Annotated in this window: 15 protein-coding genes; 7 read left to right on the top strand and 8 right to left on the bottom strand. The window is 67.0% G+C overall.

The annotated features are described in order from the left end of the window. Nucleotides 1–17: 17 nt before the first annotated feature. From ACFPN5_RS20165 to ACFPN5_RS20130, 8 genes are all read right to left on the bottom strand, one after another. Nucleotides 18–3,290, bottom strand: coding sequence for an efflux RND transporter permease subunit (locus ACFPN5_RS20165; protein WP_379785586.1), 3,273 nt, complete (start codon nucleotides 3,288–3,290; stop codon nucleotides 18–20). Further along, entirely contained in the window at nucleotides 3,287–6,382 is a 3,096-nt protein-coding gene (locus ACFPN5_RS20160; RefSeq protein WP_379785585.1) for an efflux RND transporter permease subunit, read from the bottom strand. Before ACFPN5_RS20160 ends, ACFPN5_RS20165 begins: the two co-directional genes overlap by 4 nt. A gap of 88 nt (nucleotides 6,383–6,470) precedes the next feature. Further along, nucleotides 6,471–7,826: an efflux RND transporter periplasmic adaptor subunit gene (locus tag ACFPN5_RS20155; RefSeq protein ID WP_379785584.1), complete on the bottom strand. Its 1,356-nt coding sequence runs from the start codon at nucleotides 7,824–7,826 to the stop codon at nucleotides 6,471–6,473. Nucleotides 7,827–8,115: 289 nt separating this feature from the next. Next, the gene (sppA, locus tag ACFPN5_RS20150) at nucleotides 8,116–9,972 is read right to left on the bottom strand and encodes a signal peptide peptidase SppA (protein ID WP_379785583.1); all 1,857 of its coding nucleotides are present in this window, start codon (nucleotides 9,970–9,972) and stop codon (nucleotides 8,116–8,118) included. A gap of 24 nt (nucleotides 9,973–9,996) precedes the next feature. Further along, nucleotides 9,997–11,466 (bottom strand): sodium:solute symporter, encoded by a 1,470-nt coding sequence (locus ACFPN5_RS20145; RefSeq protein WP_379785582.1) that lies wholly within the window; start codon nucleotides 11,464–11,466, stop codon nucleotides 9,997–9,999. 83 nt (nucleotides 11,467–11,549) lie between these two features. After that, on the bottom strand, nucleotides 11,550–11,999 hold the full coding sequence (locus tag ACFPN5_RS20140; RefSeq protein WP_379785580.1) for a hypothetical protein: 450 nt from the start codon (nucleotides 11,997–11,999) through the stop codon (nucleotides 11,550–11,552). Between the two features lie 127 nt (nucleotides 12,000–12,126). Beyond that, nucleotides 12,127–13,824 carry an NYN domain-containing protein gene (locus ACFPN5_RS20135; RefSeq protein ID WP_379785579.1) on the bottom strand — a complete coding sequence of 566 codons (1,698 nt, stop codon included), beginning with the start codon at nucleotides 13,822–13,824 and terminating at the stop codon, nucleotides 12,127–12,129. A gap of 117 nt (nucleotides 13,825–13,941) precedes the next feature. After that, a complete protein-coding gene (locus tag ACFPN5_RS20130; protein WP_379785578.1) occupies nucleotides 13,942–14,361 on the bottom strand; it encodes a DUF1810 domain-containing protein in 420 nt (139 codons plus the stop codon). 60 nt (nucleotides 14,362–14,421) lie between these two features. Here ACFPN5_RS20130 and ACFPN5_RS20125 point away from each other — a divergent pair, with 60 nt between their 5' ends. The 7 genes from ACFPN5_RS20125 (at nucleotide 14,422) to ACFPN5_RS20095 (ending at nucleotide 20,657) form a co-directional block, all read left to right on the top strand. Beyond that, nucleotides 14,422–14,652 (top strand): DUF3820 family protein, encoded by a 231-nt coding sequence (locus ACFPN5_RS20125; RefSeq protein WP_379785577.1) that lies wholly within the window; start codon nucleotides 14,422–14,424, stop codon nucleotides 14,650–14,652. Nucleotides 14,653–14,708: 56 nt separating this feature from the next. After that, a complete protein-coding gene (locus tag ACFPN5_RS20120) occupies nucleotides 14,709–15,101 on the top strand; it encodes a response regulator transcription factor (RefSeq protein ID WP_379785576.1) in 393 nt (130 codons plus the stop codon). After that, nucleotides 15,098–15,841 (top strand): YaiO family outer membrane beta-barrel protein, encoded by a 744-nt coding sequence (locus ACFPN5_RS20115; RefSeq protein WP_379785575.1) that lies wholly within the window; start codon nucleotides 15,098–15,100, stop codon nucleotides 15,839–15,841. Before ACFPN5_RS20120 ends, ACFPN5_RS20115 begins: the two co-directional genes overlap by 4 nt. After that, a complete protein-coding gene (locus ACFPN5_RS20110; protein ID WP_379785574.1) occupies nucleotides 15,816–16,871 on the top strand; it encodes a HEAT repeat domain-containing protein in 1,056 nt (351 codons plus the stop codon). The genes ACFPN5_RS20115 and ACFPN5_RS20110 overlap by 26 nt, the downstream gene beginning before the upstream one ends. Beyond that, entirely contained in the window at nucleotides 16,868–18,325 is a 1,458-nt protein-coding gene (locus ACFPN5_RS20105; protein ID WP_379785573.1) for a glycosyltransferase family 2 protein, read from the top strand. The genes ACFPN5_RS20110 and ACFPN5_RS20105 overlap by 4 nt, the downstream gene beginning before the upstream one ends. Further along, entirely contained in the window at nucleotides 18,322–19,989 is a 1,668-nt protein-coding gene (locus ACFPN5_RS20100) for a hypothetical protein (protein ID WP_379785571.1), read from the top strand. The genes ACFPN5_RS20105 and ACFPN5_RS20100 overlap by 4 nt, the downstream gene beginning before the upstream one ends. 71 nt (nucleotides 19,990–20,060) lie before the next feature. After that, the gene (locus tag ACFPN5_RS20095; protein ID WP_379785748.1) at nucleotides 20,061–20,657 is read left to right on the top strand and encodes a TetR/AcrR family transcriptional regulator; all 597 of its coding nucleotides are present in this window, start codon (nucleotides 20,061–20,063) and stop codon (nucleotides 20,655–20,657) included. The last annotated feature ends 86 nt before the right edge of the window (nucleotides 20,658–20,743 follow it).

The following is a 20,743-nucleotide window of genomic DNA, read 5'->3' as shown; positions in this document are numbered from 1 at the left end:
GGGTACTCATCGCTTATTTACTTGGACATGGATGGGGTGGCTTCTTCCAGCGGATGGCGCGCCAGTGCGCGCTCGCCCGGGGTCTTGCGGCGCAACCTGTCGAGCAGGACGTAGACAACCGGGGTGGTCAGCAGGGTCAGCACCTGGCTGGCGATCAGGCCGCCGATGATGGCAATCCCGAGCGGCTGGCGCAGCTCCGATCCTTCGCCGAAGCCGATCGCCAGCGGCAGCGCGCCGAGGGCGGCGGCGAGGGTCGTCATCAGGATCGGGCGGAAGCGCAGCAGGCAGGCTTCGCGCACGGCCGCCAGCGCCGTAAGGTCCTTCGAGCGTTCGAGTTCGAGCGCGAAGTCGATGATCAGGATCGCGTTCTTCTTGACGATGCCGATCAGGAGGAAGACCCCGATGAGCGCGATGATCGAGAACTCCATGTTGAACATCAGGAGCGCCAGCACCGCGCCAACGCCGGCCGACGGCAGGGTCGACAGCACCGTGATGGGGTGGATCAGGCTTTCGTACAGGATGCCGAGCACGATGTAGATGACCACGATCGCCGCCAGGATCAGGAGCGGCTGCTCCTTGTTCGATTCCTCCGCCGCGCGCGCCGTGCCCTCGAAGCTGCCGCGCACGTTGGACGGCATGGCGATGTCCGCTTCGGCCTGGCGCACGGCCGCCTGGCCGTCTTCCAGGTTGAAGCCTTCGGCCAGGTTGAACGAGACGGTGGTCGCCAGTTCGCCGTCCTGGTGGTTGATCGAGGTCGGGGTCGAGCTTTCGGCGAAGCTGGCGATGCTTGACAACGGTACCATGGTCGACGCGCTGCTGGACAGGGCCGAGCCGCTGGAGGCGTCGCGGGTGGCGGTGAGCGTCGAGGCCGGCGCCGGAGCGCCGGACGCTGCAAGCGTCGCGTTGCTGCCGCTGTTGCTGCTGGTGCCGGCACTAGCTGTGCTGCCATCTGTGCTGCGCGCCGGCACATACACGTCCTTCAAGGCTTCCGGCGACTGCGCATACCTCTGCGCCACGCCCATGATCACGTTGTACTGGTTCAGTTCATCGTAGATCTTGGCGACCTGGCGCTGACCGAAGTTGTTGTACAGCGCATTGTCGACATCGCGCGTGCTGATGCCCAGGCGCGCGGCGGTGTCCTTGTCGATGGAAACGTACATCTCGACGCCGTTCTCGGCCTGGTCGGTGTCGACGTCCACCAGCGCCGGCTGGCGCTTCATGGCCTCGCCCAGCTTTCCCGCCCACTCCTTCAGGTCGCTGCTGCTGTCGCTCTTCAGCGTGTACTGGTAAGTCGAATTGCTCGAGCGCCCGCCCATGCGCAAATCCTGCACCGGATTCAGGAACAGCGACACGCCCGTCACGCGCGCCAGTTTCGGCCGCAAGCGCGCAATCACGGCCTGGCCCTTGTCCGTGCGCTCGGAAGCGGGCTTCAGGTTGATGAACATGAAGCCGCCGCCGGCCCGCCCGCCGCCGGTAAAGCCGACCACGGTGTCGACGGCCGGATCGCGCTTGATGATGTTGACCAGCTGGGTCATCTTGCCCTGCATCGCCTGGAAGGAGATGCTCTGGTCGGCGCGGATGCCGCCGCTGATCTGGCCCGTGTCCTGCTGCGGGAAGAAGCCTTTCGGGATCGCGGTGAACAGGTACCAGTTCAGGCCGATCACGAAGACGAAGATCACCATCACCAGGCCCATGCTGCCCAGCGCCCAGTCGAGCGAGCGCTCGTAGCCGCGCAGCAGCGAATTAAAACCGCCCTCGGCCCAGCGCGCGAAGCGCCCCGGCGGGCGCTCGATGGTATGGCCCTTCTTCAGCAGCCAGGCGCACATCATCGGCGTGGTGGTCAGCGAGATCACGAGCGAAATCATCACCGCGGCGGACAGGGTCACCGCGAACTCGCGGAACAGCCGGCCCACCTGCCCACCCATGAACAGTAGCGGAATGAACACGGCCACCAGCGACAGGCTGATCGACAGCACGGTGAAGCCCACTTCGCGGGCGCCAAGGAGCGCCGCCTGCATGCGGTCCATGCCCGCTTCGATATGGCGCGCCGTGTTCTCCAGCACCACAATGGCGTCGTCCACCACGAAACCGGTGGCGACCGTCAGGGCCATCAGCGACAGGTTATTCAGGGAAAAGCCCAGCATCCACATGACGCCGAAGGTGCCCAGCAGGGAGACCACGGTCGCCACCGCCGGGATGATGGTGGCGCGCACGCTGCGCAGGAACACGGAGACCACCAGCACCACCAGCAGGATCGAGAGCATCAGCGTGAACTCGATCTCGTGCAGGGACGAGCGGATCGAGTTGGTGCGGTCGGACGCCACCTGCAGCTTCACGTCCCCCGGCAGTTGCGCCTGCAAGGACGGCAGCAGCGCACGCACGCCGTCGACCGTTTCGATCACGTTCGCCGCCGGCTGGCGCGTGATCAGCACGACCACCGCCGGCTCGCCGTTGAACAGGCCAAGGGTGTTGATGTTTTCCGGGCCGTCGATGACTTCGGCCACGTCCTGCAACCGGATCGCGGCGCCTCCGCGCCAGGCGACGACCAGGCCGCGGTAGTCGGCCGCGGTGCGGCCATTGGTGGGAGTATCGGCTTGCGAGTAGATCTGCAGGCGGTTGCCGTTGCCCTCGATCGCGCCCTTCGGGCGGTTCGGGTTGCTCGACTGGATGGCGGCGCGCACGTCTTCGGCCGAGACGCCGTAGCGGTTCAGCGCGTAGGGCAGCAGTTCGACGCGCACCGCGGGCAGCGAGCCGCCGCCGATCTCCACTTCGCCCACGCCCGGCACCTGGGCCAGGCGCTGCTGCACGATGTTCGATACCGCGTTATAGATCTGGCTCGGGCTGCGCGTTGGCGAGGTGAGCGCGAGGATGATGACCGGCGCGTCCGACGGGTTGGCCTTGCGGTAGGTCGGGTTGCTGCGCAATGTGGCGGGCAGGTCGGCGCGGGCGGCGTTGATCGCGGCCTGCACTTCGCGCGCGGCCGAATCGATCTTGCGGTTCAGGTCGAACTGCAGGCTGACGCGGGTCGAGCCGCTGCCCGAGTTCGAAGTCATTTCGTTGACGCCGGCGATCACGCCCAGCCGTCGCTCCAGGGGCGTGGCGACGCTGCTGGCCATGGTTTCCGGGCTCGCGCCCGGCAGCGAGGCCGACACCGAGATCGTCGGGAAGTCGACCTGCGGCAGCGGCGACACCGGCAGCACGAAAAAGGCCGCGATGCCCGCCAGCGCCAGCCCGAGCGTCAGCAGGACGGTCGCGATCGGGCGCTGGACGAACGGTTTGCTCAGGTTCATGCGCCGACCTCGCGCGGCTTGGCGGGCGCCTTGCCGCTCCAGCGGCGCGCAAGACGATCAAAAGACAAATAGATCACCGGCGTCGTAAACAGGGTGAGCAACTGGCTGACGATCAGGCCGCCGAAAATGGCCAGGCCCAGCGGACGCCGCAGCTCGGCGCCTTCGCCCCAGCCCAGCATCAAGGGCACGGCGGCGAACAGCGCGGCCAGCGTCGTCATCAGGATCGGGCGGAAACGCAGCAGCGCGGCCTGGCGGATCGCCTCCAGCGGGGTCTTGCCCTGGTCGCGCTCGGCCTCGATCGCGAAGTCGATCATCATGATCGCGTTCTTTTTCACGATGCCGATCAGGAGGATGATGCCGATGATGCCGATCACGCCCAGGCCCTGCCCCGTGATCCACAGCGCCAGCAGCGCGCCAACGCCGGCCGACGGCAGCGTCGAGAGAATCGTCAGCGGATGGATATAGCTCTCGTACAGCACGCCGAGCACGATATACACGCAGACCACGGCGGCCAGGATCAGCCAGAGCTGGTCCGACAGCGAGTTCTCGTAGGCCCCGGACGCGCCCAGGAAGTTGAGCGTGACCGACGGCGGCAGTTTGATGTCGGCGGCGGCCGCGCGCACCGCGTCCACCGCCTGGCCGAGCGAGGTGCCCGATGCGGTGTCGAAGCCGATGGTGGTGGCCGGGTACTGCGCCACGTGCGTGACCTGCAGCGGCGCCTCTTCCTCGCGGATGGTCGCCACCGCCGACAGCGGCGTCGGCTCGCCGGAACCCGTGCGTAATTGCAGGCGGCCGAGGCTGGCCAGCGACATGGCTTCATCCTGCTGGGCTTCGAGGATCACGCGGTACTGGTTGGTCTCGGTGAAGATGGTCGAGACGATGCGCTGGCCGAAAGCGCTGTAGAGCGCGTCGTCGATGGCGGATGCGGTGACGCCCAGGCGCGAAGCGGTGTCGCGGTCGATGTGGACCACGGCGGCGGCGCCGACCGCGCCGGCGTCGCTCGTCACGTTGCGCAGCTGCTTCTGCTCGGCCATGCGGGCCACCAGCTTCTTCGCCCAGGCGACCACGGTGGCGTTGTCGGCGCCCTCGAGCGAGACGCGGTACTGGGTCGGGCCGCTTTCGGCGTCGATCGTCAGGTCCTGCGTCGGCTGCAGGTAGAGCGTGACGCCGGCCACGCGCGCCACGCGGTTCTTCAGGCGCGTCATGATCTCGTCCTGGCTGCCGCGGTCGTCCTTCAGGTTGATCAGCATGGTGCCCGTGTGGAGCATCGTGTTGTTCGCGGCATCCACGCCCACATTCGAGGCCAGCGACTCCACGTCCGGATCTTCCAGGATCGCCTTGGCGGCGGCCTGCTGCATCTCGGCCATGCGCGCATACGAAATCGCCTGGCGCGCCTCGACCCTGGCCTGGAGCTGCCCCGTGTCCTGGGTCGGGAACAGGCCTTTCGGGATCACCACCCACAGCAGCGCGGTGAGCACCAGCGTGCCGACGGCGACGATCAGGGTCAGGCCCTGCCGCGCCAGCACCCAGTCCAGGCCGCGGTCGTACTTGTGGATCACGCGATCAAAAAAGGCCTGGGTTTTCTTCGCCCATTTGCCCGGCTTTTCTTCTTCGTGGCTGCGCAGCCAGCGCGCCGACATCATCGGCACCAGGGTCAGCGACACTAGGCCGGAAATGAGGATCGTGATGGCGAGCGTGACCGCGAATTCGCGGAACAGGCGGCCGACGACGTCGCCCATGAACAGCAGCGGAATGAGGACCGCGATCAAAGAGACCGTCAGCGAGATGATGGTGAAACCGATCTGCGCCGCGCCCTTGATGGCGGCGGCCATCGGCTGCTCTCCCTCTTCGATATAGCGCGAGATGTTCTCGATCATGACGATGGCGTCGTCGACCACGAAGCCGGTCGCGATCGTCAGCGCCATCAGCGACAGGTTGTTCAGGCTGTAGCCGAGCAGGTACATGATGCCGAAAGTGCCGATCAGCGAGATCGGCACGGCCAGGCTGGCAATGACGGTCGCGCGCACGCTGTGCAGGAAAGCGAAGATCACCAGCACCACCAGCACCACGGCCAGCAGCAGCTCGAGCTGCACGTGGTGGACCGAGGCGCGGATGCCGGTCGTGCGGTCGGAGAGCACATCCAGGCGCAAGGCGGCCGGCAGGCCCGCCTGCAGTTCCGGCAGGCGCTCCTTGATGCCGTCCACGGTGGCGATCACGTTGGCGCCCGGCTGGCGCTGCACGTTGAGGATGATTGCGGGCTTCAGGTTGGCCCAGGCGCCGAGGCGCACGTTCTCGGCGCTGTCGACCACGCGCGCGACATTCTCCAGCCGCACAGGCGCCCCATTGCGGTAGGCGACGATCAGGTTTTTATAGTCCTCGACCGTGACCAGCTGGTCGTTGGCGTTGATGGCATAGGCCCGCGTCGGGCCGTCGAAGCTGCCCTTGGCGCTGTTGGCATTGGCGGCGGTGATCGCCGTACGCAGCGTGTCCAGGCCCAGGCCGTGGGAGGCCAGCGCTTCGGTGTCGGCCTGCACCCGTACCGCAGGGCGCTGCCCGCCCGAGAGCGTCACCTGGCCCACGCCCGAAACCTGGCTGATCTTCAGCGCCAGGCGCGTGTTCACCAGGTTCTGCACCTCGGTCAGCGGGATCGTGTCGGAGGTGATCGCCAGCGTCAGCACCGGCGCATCGGCCGGGTTGACCTTGGCGTAGACCGGCGGCGCCGGCAAGTCAGCAGGCAGCAGCGAGCCGCCGGCATTGATCGCGGCCTGCACCTCCTGCTCGGCGACGTCGAGCGTCTGGCCCAGGCCAAATTGCAAGGTGATGACCGAGACGCCGGCGGCGCTGGTCGAACTCATGCGCGTCAGGCCCGACATCTGGCCGAACTGGCGCTCCAGCGGCGCCGTGACGGTGCGCGACATGACTTCCGGGCTGGCGCCGGGGTACAGGGTTTGCACCTGGATGGTCGGGAAGTCGACCTGGGGCAGCGCCGACAGCGGCAGGAATTTATAGCCGACCAGGCCGGCCAGCACGATGGCCAGCATCAGGAGGGCCGTGGCGACCGGGCGCTGGATGAATGGGCCGGATGGGCTCATGAACGTTCCTCGTTCATATCACGCTGCCCGCGAACGCATCCTTGCGTTGAACGCGTGGACGGCAGAGCCGTCCACCCTACGACGGCAATCATTGCGCGGCTCCCTCGCGCTGGCGGCGCGGACGCTCGCCCTGTGCACCCTGCGCGCCCTGGCGGCCACCCGCCCCACCCTGCGCCGGACGATCCCCCGGCAAGGTCACTTTCGCTCCATCCTTCAGGCGGTCCGCGCCTTCGGTAATCACCCGCTCGCCCGGTTTCAATCCGGTCTTCACCTCGACGCGGTCGGCTGTCGCCTGCCCGCGCGTGACCGGCCGCAGCGACACCGTGCGCGCCTGCTCGTTCAGCACATACACGAAGTCGCCGTTCGCGCCATGGCGCAGGGCGTTCACGGGCACGACGACGGCGTCCTCGATGGTGCGTACCTGCAGGCGCAGGTTGACGAACTGGCTCGGGAACAGCTTGTTATCCGTGTTCTCGAAGCGCGCCTTGGCGCGCACGGTGCCGGTCTGGGTGTCGACCTGGTTGTCCAGCGCGGCGAAGCGGCCGCTGGCCAGTGTGGTGCTGCGCGTGCGGTCGAGGGCCGTGGCCGGCAGCGTCGCGTTCTGGGCGATGCGGCCCTGCAGTTCCGGCACCTGGTCTTGCGGCACCGCGAATTCGACGTCGATCGGCGAGAATTGGGTGATCACCGCGATGCCGTTGGCGTCATTGCTGCCCACCAGGTTGCCGATGTCCACCGTGCGCAGGCCGACGCGGCCGGCAATAGGAGCCTTAACTTGGGTATAACCCAAGTTAAGCCGAGCTAAGTTCTCGGCCGCGGTGTCGGTCTTGACCGTCGCCTGCAGCTGTTTCACCAGCGCCGCCTGCGTATCGACTTCCTGGCGCGCGATCGAGTCCTGCGCCAGCAGCGTCTGGTAGCGCGAGAGCAGCAGGCGCGCGTTCTCGAGCTGGGCTTCGTCGCGCTGGCGCTGGCCAGTCGCCTGCAGCAGCGCGATTTCCGATTGGCGGGGATCGATCGTCGCCAGCACCTGGCCGGCGCGCACCAGCTGCCCTTCGGTGAAGTTGATCTTTTGCAGCACGCCGGACACCTGCGGCCGCACGGTCGCCACCGCCGCCGGCGTCACCGTGCCGAGCGCCTCGAGCGTGACCGGAATGTCGACCTGTTCGGCGACGGCGACGCCGACCGTGGTGGCGGGCGCGCCGCGGCCGCCCCGGCCTCCGCCTCCACCACCACCGCCGGGACCGCCACCGCCACCGGGCCTGGCCCCTGCCGCTGCCCCGGCCGCCCCCGACCCGCCTGCGCCCTGCGGCGTGCGGTGGGTCAGGTACCAGGCCAGCGCCGCGAGCGCCGCCATGGCCAGCACCGCGATGACGCTGCCGATCAGCTTGCCGCGGCGGCGGCGCGCTTCGGTGGCGGGAGGTTTTTTGGTGGTTACGGGCGAATCCATGCTCATCCTTGTTGTTCGAATTGCTGACACATGCATAAGGCAATCAGCTTGGAATGTAGCATGGACATGTGCGGCGATATGTTTCGTAACGTACATTGCGCCGTGCTCGCCAGCATGTGTCGAAGGGAGCGCGCCGCATCTCTTTACACCGATTTACACCAATGTAAGCGGTAGGCCGGACATGCATGAAAAAAGGGGCGCCGGATGATCCGGCGCCCCTCTGCTTTGTTTCAAGATTTGTAACAGCCGATACAAACCCGCTACATAACTTTACCTATCCAGCCGCTCCCTACGGCAGCTCGCACAGGCAATGTGTCACCGCCGCGAACGGTTTCCTGCCATCGCCCAGCTCCGACAGCCAGCCCAGGTCCTTGGCCACCGTGGCCACGGCGCCCGCAGGCAATGCGTCTGGCAGGATGCCCAGCTTGACCTGGATAGTCAGGGCCTGCGCGCTCGATACACCCAGCAGCGACAGGAAGCGCTCGAAGGCAGTCCCCGGGCGCTCGACATAGGCCACGCGGAAATCGTCGCCGAGTTTCGCGCGCTTGGCGGCCGAACGCAGCGCGTCGCCATAGCTGCCCAGGCGGTCGACCAGGCCGCGCTCCTTGGCCTGGGCGCCGGTCCAGACACGGCCCTGGCCCACTTCGTCGATCTTCGCTTGCGTCGTCTTGCGCGCCGCGGCCGCCTTGGTGGTGAACTCGCGGTAGACGTTGTTGATGCTCGACTGCACCAGCTGGCCGAAGCGCGGATCGAGCGGGCGCAGCGGGTTGTAGGCGTCGGCCAGCCAGGTGGTGGTGACGCCGGCCGTGCGCACGCCCAGCTTGTCGGCCACGCGCTCGGCGGTCGGGATGATCGCGAACACGCCGATCGAACCGGTGATGGTGGACGGATCGGCGATGACTTCGTCGGCCGCCATCGCGATCCAGTAGCCGCCCGAGGCCGCCACGCTGCCCATCGACACCACGACCGGCTTGCCGGCCGCGCGCGTCAGTTCCAGTTCGCGCCGGATGAGTTCCGAGCCGTAGGCGCTGCCGCCGGGCGAATCGACGCGCAGGACCAGCGCCTTGACGCTGTCGTCTTCGCGCGCGCGGCGGATCATGTTGGCGGTCGAAGTGCCGCCGACCACGCCCGGGCCGCCCTGGCCTTCGGTGATTTCGCCGGCGGCGACGATCACGCCGACCGCGTCGCCAAGGGCTTTCTGCGGATTGCGCACAAGGTAGTCGCCGAAGGACACCTGGCGGAAGGTCTTGATCTTCTCTTCATACACGCCGCGCTTGATCATCATGGCGCGCACTTCATCCTTGGTCTTGATGCCGTCCACCAGTTTCGCCTGCAGCGCGACCTGGGCCGCGTTGCCGCCCGCCGCTTCCATCAGCTGCGGCAACTGTTCGATGCTGCGCGCCACGGCGCCTGCCGGGAGCTTGCGGTTCTTCTCGACACTGGCCGTGTAGTTCTGCCACAGCGCGCCGTACAGGAAGGCATCGGCCTCGGTGGCCGCCTGCGACGGGCCATTGCTGATGTAGGGCTCGGCAAAGCTCTTGTAGGTGCCGACCTTCATCAGGTTGACCGTCACGCCCAGTTTGTCGAGCGCGTCGCGGTAGTAATTCTTGCGCCGGCCGAAGCCTTCGATCAACACCATGCCCATCGGGTGGACATAGACTTCGCTGGCATGCGAGGCGAGCAGGTAGCGCTTCTGGTCGAAGCTGCCGCCCCAGGCCACGACCGGCTTGCCGGCCGCCTTCACGCGGTCGATCGCGGCGCCGACTTCGTGCAGCATGGCGAGCCCGCCGCCGTCGAGCTCGTCGAGCAGCAGGACGACGCTGCCGATGTTCTTGTCCTTGGCCGCCGCGTCGAGCACGACCAGCAGGTCGCGCAGTTCCACCGCGCGGCGCACTTCGCCGCCGACGTTGGCCAGCAGCGAATCGCGCAGTCCGCTGCTGTGCTCTTCCACCAGGTCGCCGCGCAACTCCAGCACCAGCGAGGTTTTTTCGCCGAGCGGCTTGGCGCCGCCGCCGAAAATGGCCCACAACAGGGCAATGACAATGAGCAGGAACAGCGTGTTGAGCACGACACGCCGGGTGGCGTCTAACCCGCGCCAGAACACACCAAAGGCGCGACGCAGGGCAGTCATGGGCTTGATGGACATCGAAACTCCGCTAAAAAAGGGTAATCAGGCTGTGACGGTGAGTTTGTCGGCCGTCTCTTTGTGCGAGATCGCAAACAGGCCGCCGAATACGAGTATGCCATTGACCATCAGCAGTTCAAGTCCCAGCCGATAGCTGCCGAGTAAATATTGCTGATTGAACTCAAGGAGTGCGCAAACAAGGGGCGCCCCGATCGTGACGAAAGGCACCAGTTTGTCGGTCAGTGTGCGCCGCGTCAGCATGCCAAAGGCGAACAGGCCCAGCAGCGGCCCGTAGGTGTAGGCGGCCAGCTTCAGGATGACGACGATCATGCTCGGCTCGTCGATCCACTTGAAGCCCATCACCAGCACCAGGAACAGCGCCGCGAAGCCGAGGTGCACGTGGCGGCGCAGGCGTTCTTTCTCGAGCTGGTTCAGGTCGGTCCGGCGCTGGATGCCGAGGATGTCGATGCAGAAGGTCGAGGTCAGTGCGGTGATCGCGCCGTCCGCGCTCGGGAACAGCGCCGACACGAGTGCGATCAGGAAGATGATCTGCACGGCGGCAGGCAAGTGGCCCATCACCACGGCCGGGAAGATCTTGTCCCCGGTCTCAACCACGCCGGCGACCGGCGCATACAGGTACAGCAGGCCGCCGAGGAACAGGAAGGAGGACAGCACCACCACCAGCACCGCAGTCAGGGTCAGCAGGTTCTTTTGCGAGTCGGCCAGCGTTTTCACCGAAATCGTCTTCTGCATCATTTCCTGGTCCATGCCGGTCATGGTCAGGACGATGAAGATGCCCGCAATGAATTGCTTCCAGAAGAAATTGGGGCTGTCGAAGTCCCAGGTAAAGATGCGCGCCAGGCCTTGCGACTGCATCCGGTTCAGGCTCTCGAGCATCGACATGTCGAGTTCGTTCAGCAGGAACCACGCGCAGGCGAACAGGCCGAACAGCATGCAGGTCGTCTGCAGGGTGTCGGTCCAGACGATGGTCTTGACGCCGCCCTGGTAGGTGTACATCAGGATCATGCCCAGGATCACGAGCGTGGTGGCCCAGAAAGGAATGCCGAGGCTGTCGAGGATGATCGCCTGCAGGATATTGACCACCAGGTAAAGCCGCGCGGTCGAGCCGAGCAGGCGCGAGACGATGAAGAACCCTGCCCCGCTCTGGTAGGCACGGCGGCCCAGGCGCACATCGAGGTAGTGGTAAATCGAGGTGAGTTTCAGCCGGTAATACAGGGGCAGCAGGATGTAGGCCACCGCGATGTAGCCGAAGACGTAACCAATCAAAATCTGGCCATAGCCGAAGGCGTCCTTGCCGACCGCGCCCGGCACGCTAATAAAAGTAGCCCCCGACAGCGTGGTGCCGACCATGCCGAAGGCGACCAGCATCCAGTTGCTGCTCTTGTTCCCGATGAAGAAGCTGTCGTTGGTGGCGTTGCGGGAGGTGGCCCAGGCGACGCCGAGGAGCAGCGCGAAATAGGCGATCAGGATGCAGAAAAGAAGAACGGGGGACATGTATTTCCGTGGGTGTTGACGATTCGCCCAGCAATATACACGTAGAAGGCATGTGCGGCCACCGGCCCTGCCCCCGGAGGGTCCTACGCTTCCTCGCCCTCGATCCGCTCGAAGGGCCCGATACACGTTTGCATCGTCTCGTCGCTGCACATCAGGAACAGTGTCCCGGACGGGTGGAAGCGCAGGAAATTGGTGGCCCGGGTGCCCACCTTCATGATCTCGCCCGAGCAATCCTTCTTGCCGTTGTCCTTGACGATGCGGTCCTCGAGCTTGTAGAAGCCCTTCGCGCTCGGCTTGTCGGGGATGCTGTACTCGCTCTCCGAGACTTCCTCGGCACTGGTGACGAGCGTGGTGCCGTCGCCGCGGAAGCGGTAGGTTTCGGAGCAGCCCAGGTCGGGCAGGCTGAGTTTCCAGATACCGAGGATCGGATGGTTGGCCGCCGGTGCGGGCGGTGCGGCCTGCGCCGACGAGAGGGCGGCGAAGAAGGAAGTCAGGAGCAAGGTCGGGAGCGAAATTCTGGCAGGCACACGCATGGCAGTTCCTTTCACTACGGTTGAGCAGCGTTCGGTTAGACCACCAGGCGCCTGCCGGGTTGCCCCCGGGGTGCCGGCACCGGCCGCAAAGGCGGCCGGGTTTGCGCCAGGTCCTGCTTACTTGTTATTACTCGTTACCCGGGGTCGCTTTCGGCTTGGCCGGACGGCGGCTGCGCGCCGCGGGTTTGCGTGCCGCAGCCTGGCGGTCGGCGGGCTTGCGTTCCGCTGCTTTGCGCCCCGGCCCGCTTGCGTTCCTGCTGCCAGGCATCACGTTGCCATTCACGTCGTCTTCCTCCTCGTACGCCTCGTCCGGCTCGTCGGCAGGTGCGGCCTGTGCCTGCGGCGACACGGTCAGGGCCGCCGCCGGGTCCTGGGCAGCGATCGCCGGCGCGGCTGCTGCGTCGGAACTCGCCACCTCGACGGGCGCGGCGTCGATTGCCGCAGCAGCGCCCTTTTTCGCCGCAGGTTTGCGCGGTGCGCGGCGGCGTTCCTTCTTTGCCGGTTCCGGCTGTGCTTCGTCCGCCGCCACTGCCGGCTCCGGCGTCGCGACATCCTCGGCAACCGCTGGCCATGCCCCGGCTGCCGCGACATCGTCGACGTCGAACGGTTCCGTTGGCGCTTCAGCCTGTACCTCGACCTGCGCCACTTCGTCCGGCGTCACCGGCACGAACGGCAGCTCGGTGCGATACGAGGTCTTGCGCCCACGTCCGCCACGGCCACGACCGCGTCCTTCGTCCTCGGCGTCGTCGCGCGCCTGCACTGCTTCCGGCGCATCCTGCAGGACGGGCTCATCAATGCCCTCGCCTGCCGCAGCACTCGCAACAGCCGCGACCTGCCCGCGTCCACCACGGCCACGACCGCGGCCACGGCCTTCGCCGCGCGCCTGGTCACGCGGCGCCCGCCCATCCTGCACCGCAGCTTCCTCGCCGGCGTCGCCTGGCATGAGGGTGGCCGACAGGTCGATGCCCGGCTGCTCGGCAGCCACGGCTGGCCCGCCGCTGCTGCGGTAAACATAGGTGCCGGATTTTTCGTCGCGGCCGAACTCGAACAGGCCGCGCGCCTGGGCTTCTTCGAGCAGGTTGCCGAAGGTACGGAAGCCATAATAGACCTCGGAGAATTCGGGACGGCGGCGCTTGAGGGTGTCCTTCAGCAGCGAGGCCCAGATCTTGCCGGTGTCGCCGCGCTCGGACACGAGCGCATCGAAGGTCTCGACCACCATTTCGAGCGCCTGGGTCTTGCGCGCTTCGAGCTCTTCCTTGCGGCGGTCGTCGCCCGGACGCTTCTGCTGCTGTGGCTGGGCCTTGCGCGCATCCTGCACTTCCTTGCGCTTGGCCGCGGCGCGGGTCACTTCGCGCACCAGGTCGTCATAGAAGATGAATTCGTCGCAGTTGGCCACCAGCAGGTCGGAGGTCGACTGCTTCACGCCCACGCCGATCACCTGCTTGGCGTTCTCGCGCAGCTTCGACACCAGCGGCGAAAAGTCGGAGTCGCCGCTGATGATGACGAAGGTGTTGACGTGGGATTTGGTGTAGCACAGGTCGAGCGCGTCGACGACCAGGCGGATGTCGGCCGAATTCTTGCCCGACTGGCGCACGTGCGGGATTTCGATCAGTTCGAAATTCGCTTCGTGCATGGTCGACTTGAAGCCCTTGTAGCGGTCCCAGTCGCAATAGGCTTTCTTGACGACGATGCTGCCCTTGAGCAGGAGGCGCTCGAGCACCGGTTTGATATCGAATTTTTCGTAGTTCGCATCGCGCACGCCGAGCGCGACGTTTTCGAAATCGCAGAACACCGCCATGCTGATGTTGTCGGAATTTGAAGCCATGAGTTGTTATTTTCTAGTAATGAAGACAGATATCGGCGGATTATACGCACAAGTCGATCCCGGCTCGCGCGAGCGCAGCCTCGCGCTCCCGCAGCACGCCCGTGCTCACTCTAGGGGCTATAGCCGCGCCAGGGTGGCCGGGTCGGCCTGGCCATCGAAAAACTGGTCGAGGCAGGTCTGGAACACGGCTTCATCGGGCGCCACGTCGGCAAACAGCGTCATCGAGGAGTGGAATTTGCGGTCGTCCGGGCTGTCGAAGATATCGCTGATGTCGCGGTCGCGGTGGAGGGCAACCAGCCGCGCGCATTCGCGCAGGCGCGGCCCGAGCACCGGATGGGCAAGGTAGGCGGCGGCCTCGTCGCCTGACCGGATCGCATAGCGGCGCGCCATCTCGCTCGAACCGAGGCCCTCGATTTGCGGGAACACGAACCACATCCAGTGGGTGCGCTTGCGGCCGGTGCGCAGTTCGCCCAGCACCGTGGAATACACGGGGTCCTGGGCGGCAACGAAGCGCTCGAGATCGAAATCATTGTCCATGGCGTTCTCCCATGGCGACAATGCTACCCCTTTCACCCCGTTTGCTAAAGTGGCGCCACGATGAAACCCGAACACCTGCAACTGCTCCTGACGCGCGAGATGCCCTACGGTAAATATCAAGGGCGCAAAATCGCCGACCTGCCCGGCCACTATCTCGGCTGGTTCGCGCGCGAAGGCTTCCCGCGCGGCGAACTGGGCGAGCTGCTGGCCCTCATGTACGAGCTCGACCACAACGATTTACGCAGCCTGCTCGACCCGTTGCGGCGCGGCGGCCGTAGCGGGCACGGTTGAGGCGCTGCAGCTTGTCGCGCGCTATACTGGCGCTGCCGAATTGTTTCTTACTGCACATGAATAGCGAACAACACCCTGCAAGCGTCCTCGTGGTCGAGGACGACGAACACATTTCACAGGTCCTGCGCTTCATGCTCGAGCGCCAGGGGTACCAGGTGACCCACCTGGCCGACGGCCGCGCGGCCGCCAGCCATATCGCCACTGCCCCTGCGCCGGGACTGGTGCTGCTCGACGTCATGCTGCCGTATATCGACGGCTTCGAACTGGTACGCATGATCCGCGAGCAGGCGGCATGGGCCGGCGTGCCGGTCCTGATGCTCACCGCGAAGAACACCGAGCGCGATACCGTGCGCGCGCTCGACGCCGGTGCCAACGACTTCGTCATCAAGCCCTTCCAGCCGAACGAATTGCTGGCGCGCGTGCGCCGCCACCTGCCGGCGGGCGCATGAGGGCCGCCTTCCTGCTCGCGGCGGCGGCCGCCCTGGCTGCCCTGCCCGCACAGGCAGCCGAGACCGTCGCCCGTGTCTCGGCCGCTTCCGAACAACTCAGCAACGGCAGTCCCGGCTGGCGCGAGGTCGGGGTCGGCATGCAGCTGCGCTACGGCCCGCGCCAGGTGCTCGACCTGGCGGGCGCCGACGTGCACCGCTTCGGCCTGCACGACAGCCAGTTCGCCGCCAGCTACAGCCTGCCGCTCTCGAACGTCCTCACCGCCACGGTAGAGGGCAACGCAAGCGCCACGCACCGCGTGCTGGCGCGGCACGCCTTTGGTGCCGCCCTGCAATTCGAATTTGCGCCGGCCTGGCTGCTGCACGGCGGTGCGCGCACCAGCAAGTACGACAGCGGGACCGTCAACGGTTTCCAGGTCGCGCTCGAGCACTATTTTTCTTCCTGGAGCGTGCTGCTTGGCTGGCGGCCGACGCGCGCCTTCGGCGAAACCGTGCACAGCGCCGAGCTGCGCGCCAATCATTATTATGGCGAGCGCAACGCCATCGGCCTGATCGCCGCCGGCGGCGAGGAAGCGGCGAGCGTGCCGGGCGGCGTAGTGCTCACCGACGTGCGTTCGCTGGCGCTGACGGGCCGCCACTGGGTGAACCCGCGCTGGGCCCTGACCTGGGGCGCCAGCTACGCGCGCCAGGGTTCCCTCTACACACGCAAGGGCCTCAATGCCGGCGTCCAGTACGTTTTCTGATCCGTTCATTGCCGCAGCGGTCTGGACCGGGCTGGCGGCGCTGGCGCTGACCCTGTTACTGAGCCTGCAGATCATCGGCATGCGCATGACCCTGAGCCGGCGCCAGCGCGCCGAAGCCCGTGCGCTGGCACGCTGGCGGCCGCTGCTCAACGCCGCCATCGTCGGCGACGCGCCCGCCACCCTGCCGCCACTGTTGCGCGCCGACCGCCTTCCCTTCCTGCGCCTGTGGGTCCACCTGCAGGGGTCGCTGCGTGGCGAAGCCGGCGAAGCGCTCAACGAATTCGCGCGGCGCCTGGGGCTCGACGAGGACGCACGCACGATGCTCGCGCGCGGCCGGCGCGCGGCGCGGCTGCTCGGCGCACTCGTGCTCGGCCACCTGCGCGACAGGCGCGCCTGGCCCGAGCTGCTGCGCCTGGCCGACCAGGCCGACAACACGCTGTCGCTGACGGCGCTCTGGGCCCTGGTCCGGATCGATCCCGAAGCCGCGGCCGAGTACCTGGCGCCGATGTTCGTCGAGCGCGAGGACTGGGCGCTGTCGCACGTGGCCGGCATCCTGCAACAGGCGAGCGGCCCGGCCGCCGCCGTGCTGGCGCGCCTGCTGCCCGGACTCGACGAGGCAAAGCTGCCGCGCGCGCTGCGCATCGCCGAAGCACTGCGGATCACGCTGCCGCACAAGGTGTTGCGCACGGCGCTGGCAAGTGCCGCCGTGCCGGTGGTAATTGCCGCCCTGCGCAGCGTGCTCACGCCCGACACCATCGACCAGGTGCGCGCCTTGCTCGCGCACGAGGAGTGGCAGGTGCGGGTACAGGCCGCGCGCGCGCTGGGCCGGGTCGGCGAGCGAGCCGACGCCGACCGCCTGGTTGCCCTGCTGGGTGACCCTGAGTGGTGGGTGCGCTACCGCGCCGCCCAGGCGCTGCTCGAATTGCCGTCGCTGCGCCGCGCCGACATCGAGGCGCTGTGCGCCTCGCTGACTGACCGCTTTGCCGCCGACATGCTGGCGCAGGTGATGGCGGAGAACCGGCCCGCATGAATACCGACAACCTTCTCGTCGCCTTCGTCACCTGGTTCGTGCTGGCCTATTTCATCGCGCTCAACGGCGGCTACCTGATCCTCAACCTGTTCGCGCTGCGCGCCTTGCGCCGCCGCGGCGAGGAGCAGTTCCTGGGCGAACTGCCGCGCGCCTATTCGGGCCTTGAGCCGCCGATCAGCATCCTGGTCCCGGCCTACAACGAGGAAGCGACAATTGCCGCCTCGATCCGCTCGATGCTGCAGCTCAGTTACGCCGAGTTCGAGATCATCGTCATCAACGACGGATCGAAGGACGACACGCTCGGGGTCCTGCAGCGCGAGTTCGCCCTGCTGCCTTTCCCCGAAGCCTACCGCCGCCAGATCGCCACAAAAGAAGTGCGCCAGATCTACCGCTCGACGCGCTACCCGAACGTGCGCGTGATCGACAAGGCCAACGGCGGCAAGGCCGATTCGCTCAACGCCGGCATCAATGCCTCGCGCTATCCCCTGTTCTGCGGGGTCGACGCCGACTCGATCCTGCAGCGCGACAGCCTGGCCAAGGTCACCGAGCCCTTCCTGCGCGACCCGACCGTGGTCGCCACCGGCGGCACGGTGCGTATCGCCAACGGCTGCGAGGTCAGCGGCGGCTTCCTGACCAAGGTCGGCCTGCCCACCAACGCCTGGGCGCTGTTCCAGGTGGTCGAATACCTGCGCGCCTTCCTGTTCGGGCGGCTCGGCTGGTCGGCGCTGAACGGCATGCTGATCATCTCCGGCGCCTTTGGCGTGTTCCGCAAGGACGCCGCGGTGCTGGCCGGGGGCTACCGCGTCGACACCATCGGCGAAGACATGGAACTGGTGGTGCGCATGCACCGCCTGCTGCGCGCACGGCGCCAGCCCTACCGGATCGAGTTCGTGCCCGATCCGGTCTGCTGGACCGAGGCGCCTGAGGACATGCGCACCTTGAAGAACCAGCGCATCCGCTGGCAGCGCGGGCTGGCCGAGAGCCTGAACGCCAACTGGGGCCTGCCGTTCTCCACCAATGGCGGCGTGCCGGGCTGGCTGGCGTTCCCCTTCATGCTCGCCTTCGAGTGGCTGGGGCCCCTGATCGAACTCGGCGGCTACGCATTCATGGTGATCGCCTTCTTCACCGGGGCCATTTCGTGGCAGGCCTTCGGCGCCTTCCTGTTCGTTGCCGTCGGCCTCGGCATCCTGCTGTCGGCTTCCGGCCTGCTGCTCGAGGAGATGTCCTTCCACCTCTACCCGCGCGGCAAGCAGCTGCTGGCGCTGGGACTGGTCGTGATCCTGGAAAACTTCGGCTACCGCCAGCTCAACACGGTCTGGCGCCTGACGGGCCTGTACCGCTGGGCGATGCAGAAGGAGTCGAGCTGGGGCGCGATGAAACGCAAGGGCTGGCAGGCCGGCGCGCCGGAGCAGCCGTCCGCGCCGCCCTCCGGCCCGCCAGCCGGTTCGCCATGAAGCATGCCACCCTTGTCGCCTGTGTTTTCCTGTCGATGAGCGCGCCCGCACAGGCCGCATGGCTGCACCTCTGCCCCGCCGTAGCAGCGCCCGCGGGCGCGCCGCAGGCTGCGCTGCCGGGCCCCGGCGCCATGCGGGCGGTTGTCGCCGGTGTTGCCGAACTGGCCGGCTGCAGGGGGGTGCCGCTCGGGACCGGGGCGGCCCAGGTCGAAGCGATCTATCCCCTGCCGGCGGCGGACGTTCCCGGTTCCGTCATCCTGCTGCAGGGCGTGGCGGGCGAGCGCTTCGCGCCGAACAGCCACACCCTGCCCGTGCCGGGCGCGCCGGCGCCGGCGCCCGCGCCGATGCCCCTGAACACGAACCTGCTGGCGGCGGCATCGGTGCGGGCATTCGGACGCGAGGAGCGGGTCCGCGTCGAACACGGCGAAGCCGGCCTGCAACTGTCCTGCCGCGCCGGCATGCGCGCCGCGGGCGTACTCGTGACCGGCCCCTGGTACCTGCCGCGCGCGCAGCTCGCCGTGCGCGCGCGCTTTTCTGGCGACGGCGCCTTCCGGGTGCAGGTGGCGGACACGCAGGACGCGGCGCGCGAACACGCACATGACCTGGGCAAGCTGGGCGCCGTCTCCGGCAAGAGCACGCTTGCCATGCCGATGCCGGCTGGCCTCGACCGTGCCCGCTGGCGCCAGTTCGTCATCCAGTGCCCGCCGCACGCGGCCAGCCTGGTACTCGACAGCCTGGCGCTCGAACCGGTGCCCGGCTCGCCCGGGCGCCGCGCGACCTGGATCTGGGAGGCGGCGCGATGGCAGGCAGGCGGCGCCCTGCTCGACTGGGCGGGCCGCGAGGGCATCGGCGAACTGTTCATCGTGGTGCCGCTGCAGGAGGGTCGGGTGCGCGAACCGGCGGCGCTGGCCGCGTTTGTCCAACGCGCGCACGCCGCGGGCATTTCCGTGTCGAGCGTGGACGGTGACCCGCACATGGTGCTGCCGGAACAGCATGGCGCCACGATACGGCGGGCGCGCGCCTACGCCGCCTATAACGCAAGCGCGGCGCCGGAAGCGCGCCTGCGCGCGATCCAGTTCGACATCGAGCCCTACCTGCTGCCGGCGAACACCATCGCGCCGCCCGAGGCCGACCGCCAGTACATGGCGCTGGCCCGCGCACTGCGCCGCGCCGCCGGCAAGACGACGCTCGAATTCGTGGTGCCCTACTGGTGGTCGGAAAAGCCGGAGCTGCTGGCTGCGCTGGCCGGGGCGGCCGACGGCCTGGCAGTGATGGACTACCGCACCGACCCGGACGAAATCGTTCGCTTCGGCGTGCCCTTCCTTGACTGGGCGGCGCACCACGGCAAGCGTGTCCACATCGCGCTCGAAGCAGGGCCGGTGGCGCCCGAGACCCAGCGCCGCTACGTGCGCGCGCCGAGCGGCGAGGCCGGCAGCCTGGTCGTCGCCGAAGCCGGCGGGCACCGCATCCTGGTCTTGCTGCGCGCGCCTGCCGCGGTCCCCGGCGCGGCCGTGTACCGACTCGAGGGCGAGCGTGTCTTCGATGGCAGCGCCACCAGCTTCCATGGCGACCAGGCGCGCTTGCGCGACCTGCTGCCCCGGCTGGAACGCGATTTCTCGGCTTGGCCGGGCTTCGCCGGCGTCGCCCTGCACGAATGGCGCTAGCGTCGCCCCGTAACATGCAAATGTTACTAGACGACCGGTCTAATCGCTGCTATTCTCACTCCATGGAAAAAGTGATCACAACCGAGTCCTCTGACGTTCGCGATAATATTGTCGCGGTTGGGCAGCGGATTATGGCAGGAAAAGGATTCTCGGCGGTAGGCCTGAACGAGATCCTGACGACGGCCAGCGTGCCAAAGGGCTCCTTCTATCATTACTTTGGATCGAAAGATGCATTCGGCGAAGCCCTGCTTGAAAAATATTTCGAGGATTACCTGGCCGAGATTGACGCCATCTTCCAGCAATCGAATCTGACGATGGCGCAAGGCTTGGTACGCTACTTCGATAACTGGCGCATGAACCAGTCGGCTTCCGACTGCCAAGGAAAATGCCTGGTGGTGAAGCTGGGAGCGGAAGTGGCGGATTTGTCGGAAGCGATGCGCCTGAGCCTGAAGCGCGGTACTGCCGGCATCGTGGCCCGCCTGGCAGGTGCCATCGAGCGGGGGATGGCGGAGGGCTCGTTGCGGGTGGACGGCCAGCCGCGCCTGGTCGCCGAGAGCCTGTACCAGCTCTGGCTCGGCGCCAGTGTCATGGCCAAGATCACACGCGATGCATCGCCCTTCGATGCCGCAATGCGCACGACGCAGCAAGTACTGAATCTGTCCCGCTGAGCGGGACTTGACCGAACGCTCGAGACTGGGCGTTTTTTTTGAGCCAGTTACTAGACGACTGGTCTACTTCAACTGCATAAAGGGCT

Origin of the sequence: Massilia niabensis (genome assembly GCF_042655085.1) — a bacterium.
Lineage (GTDB): Bacteria > Pseudomonadota > Gammaproteobacteria > Burkholderiales > Burkholderiaceae_D > Telluria > Telluria niabensis.
The sequence above is the reverse complement of the archived record's forward strand: the minus strand, read 5'-3'. Positions and strand labels throughout refer to the sequence as shown.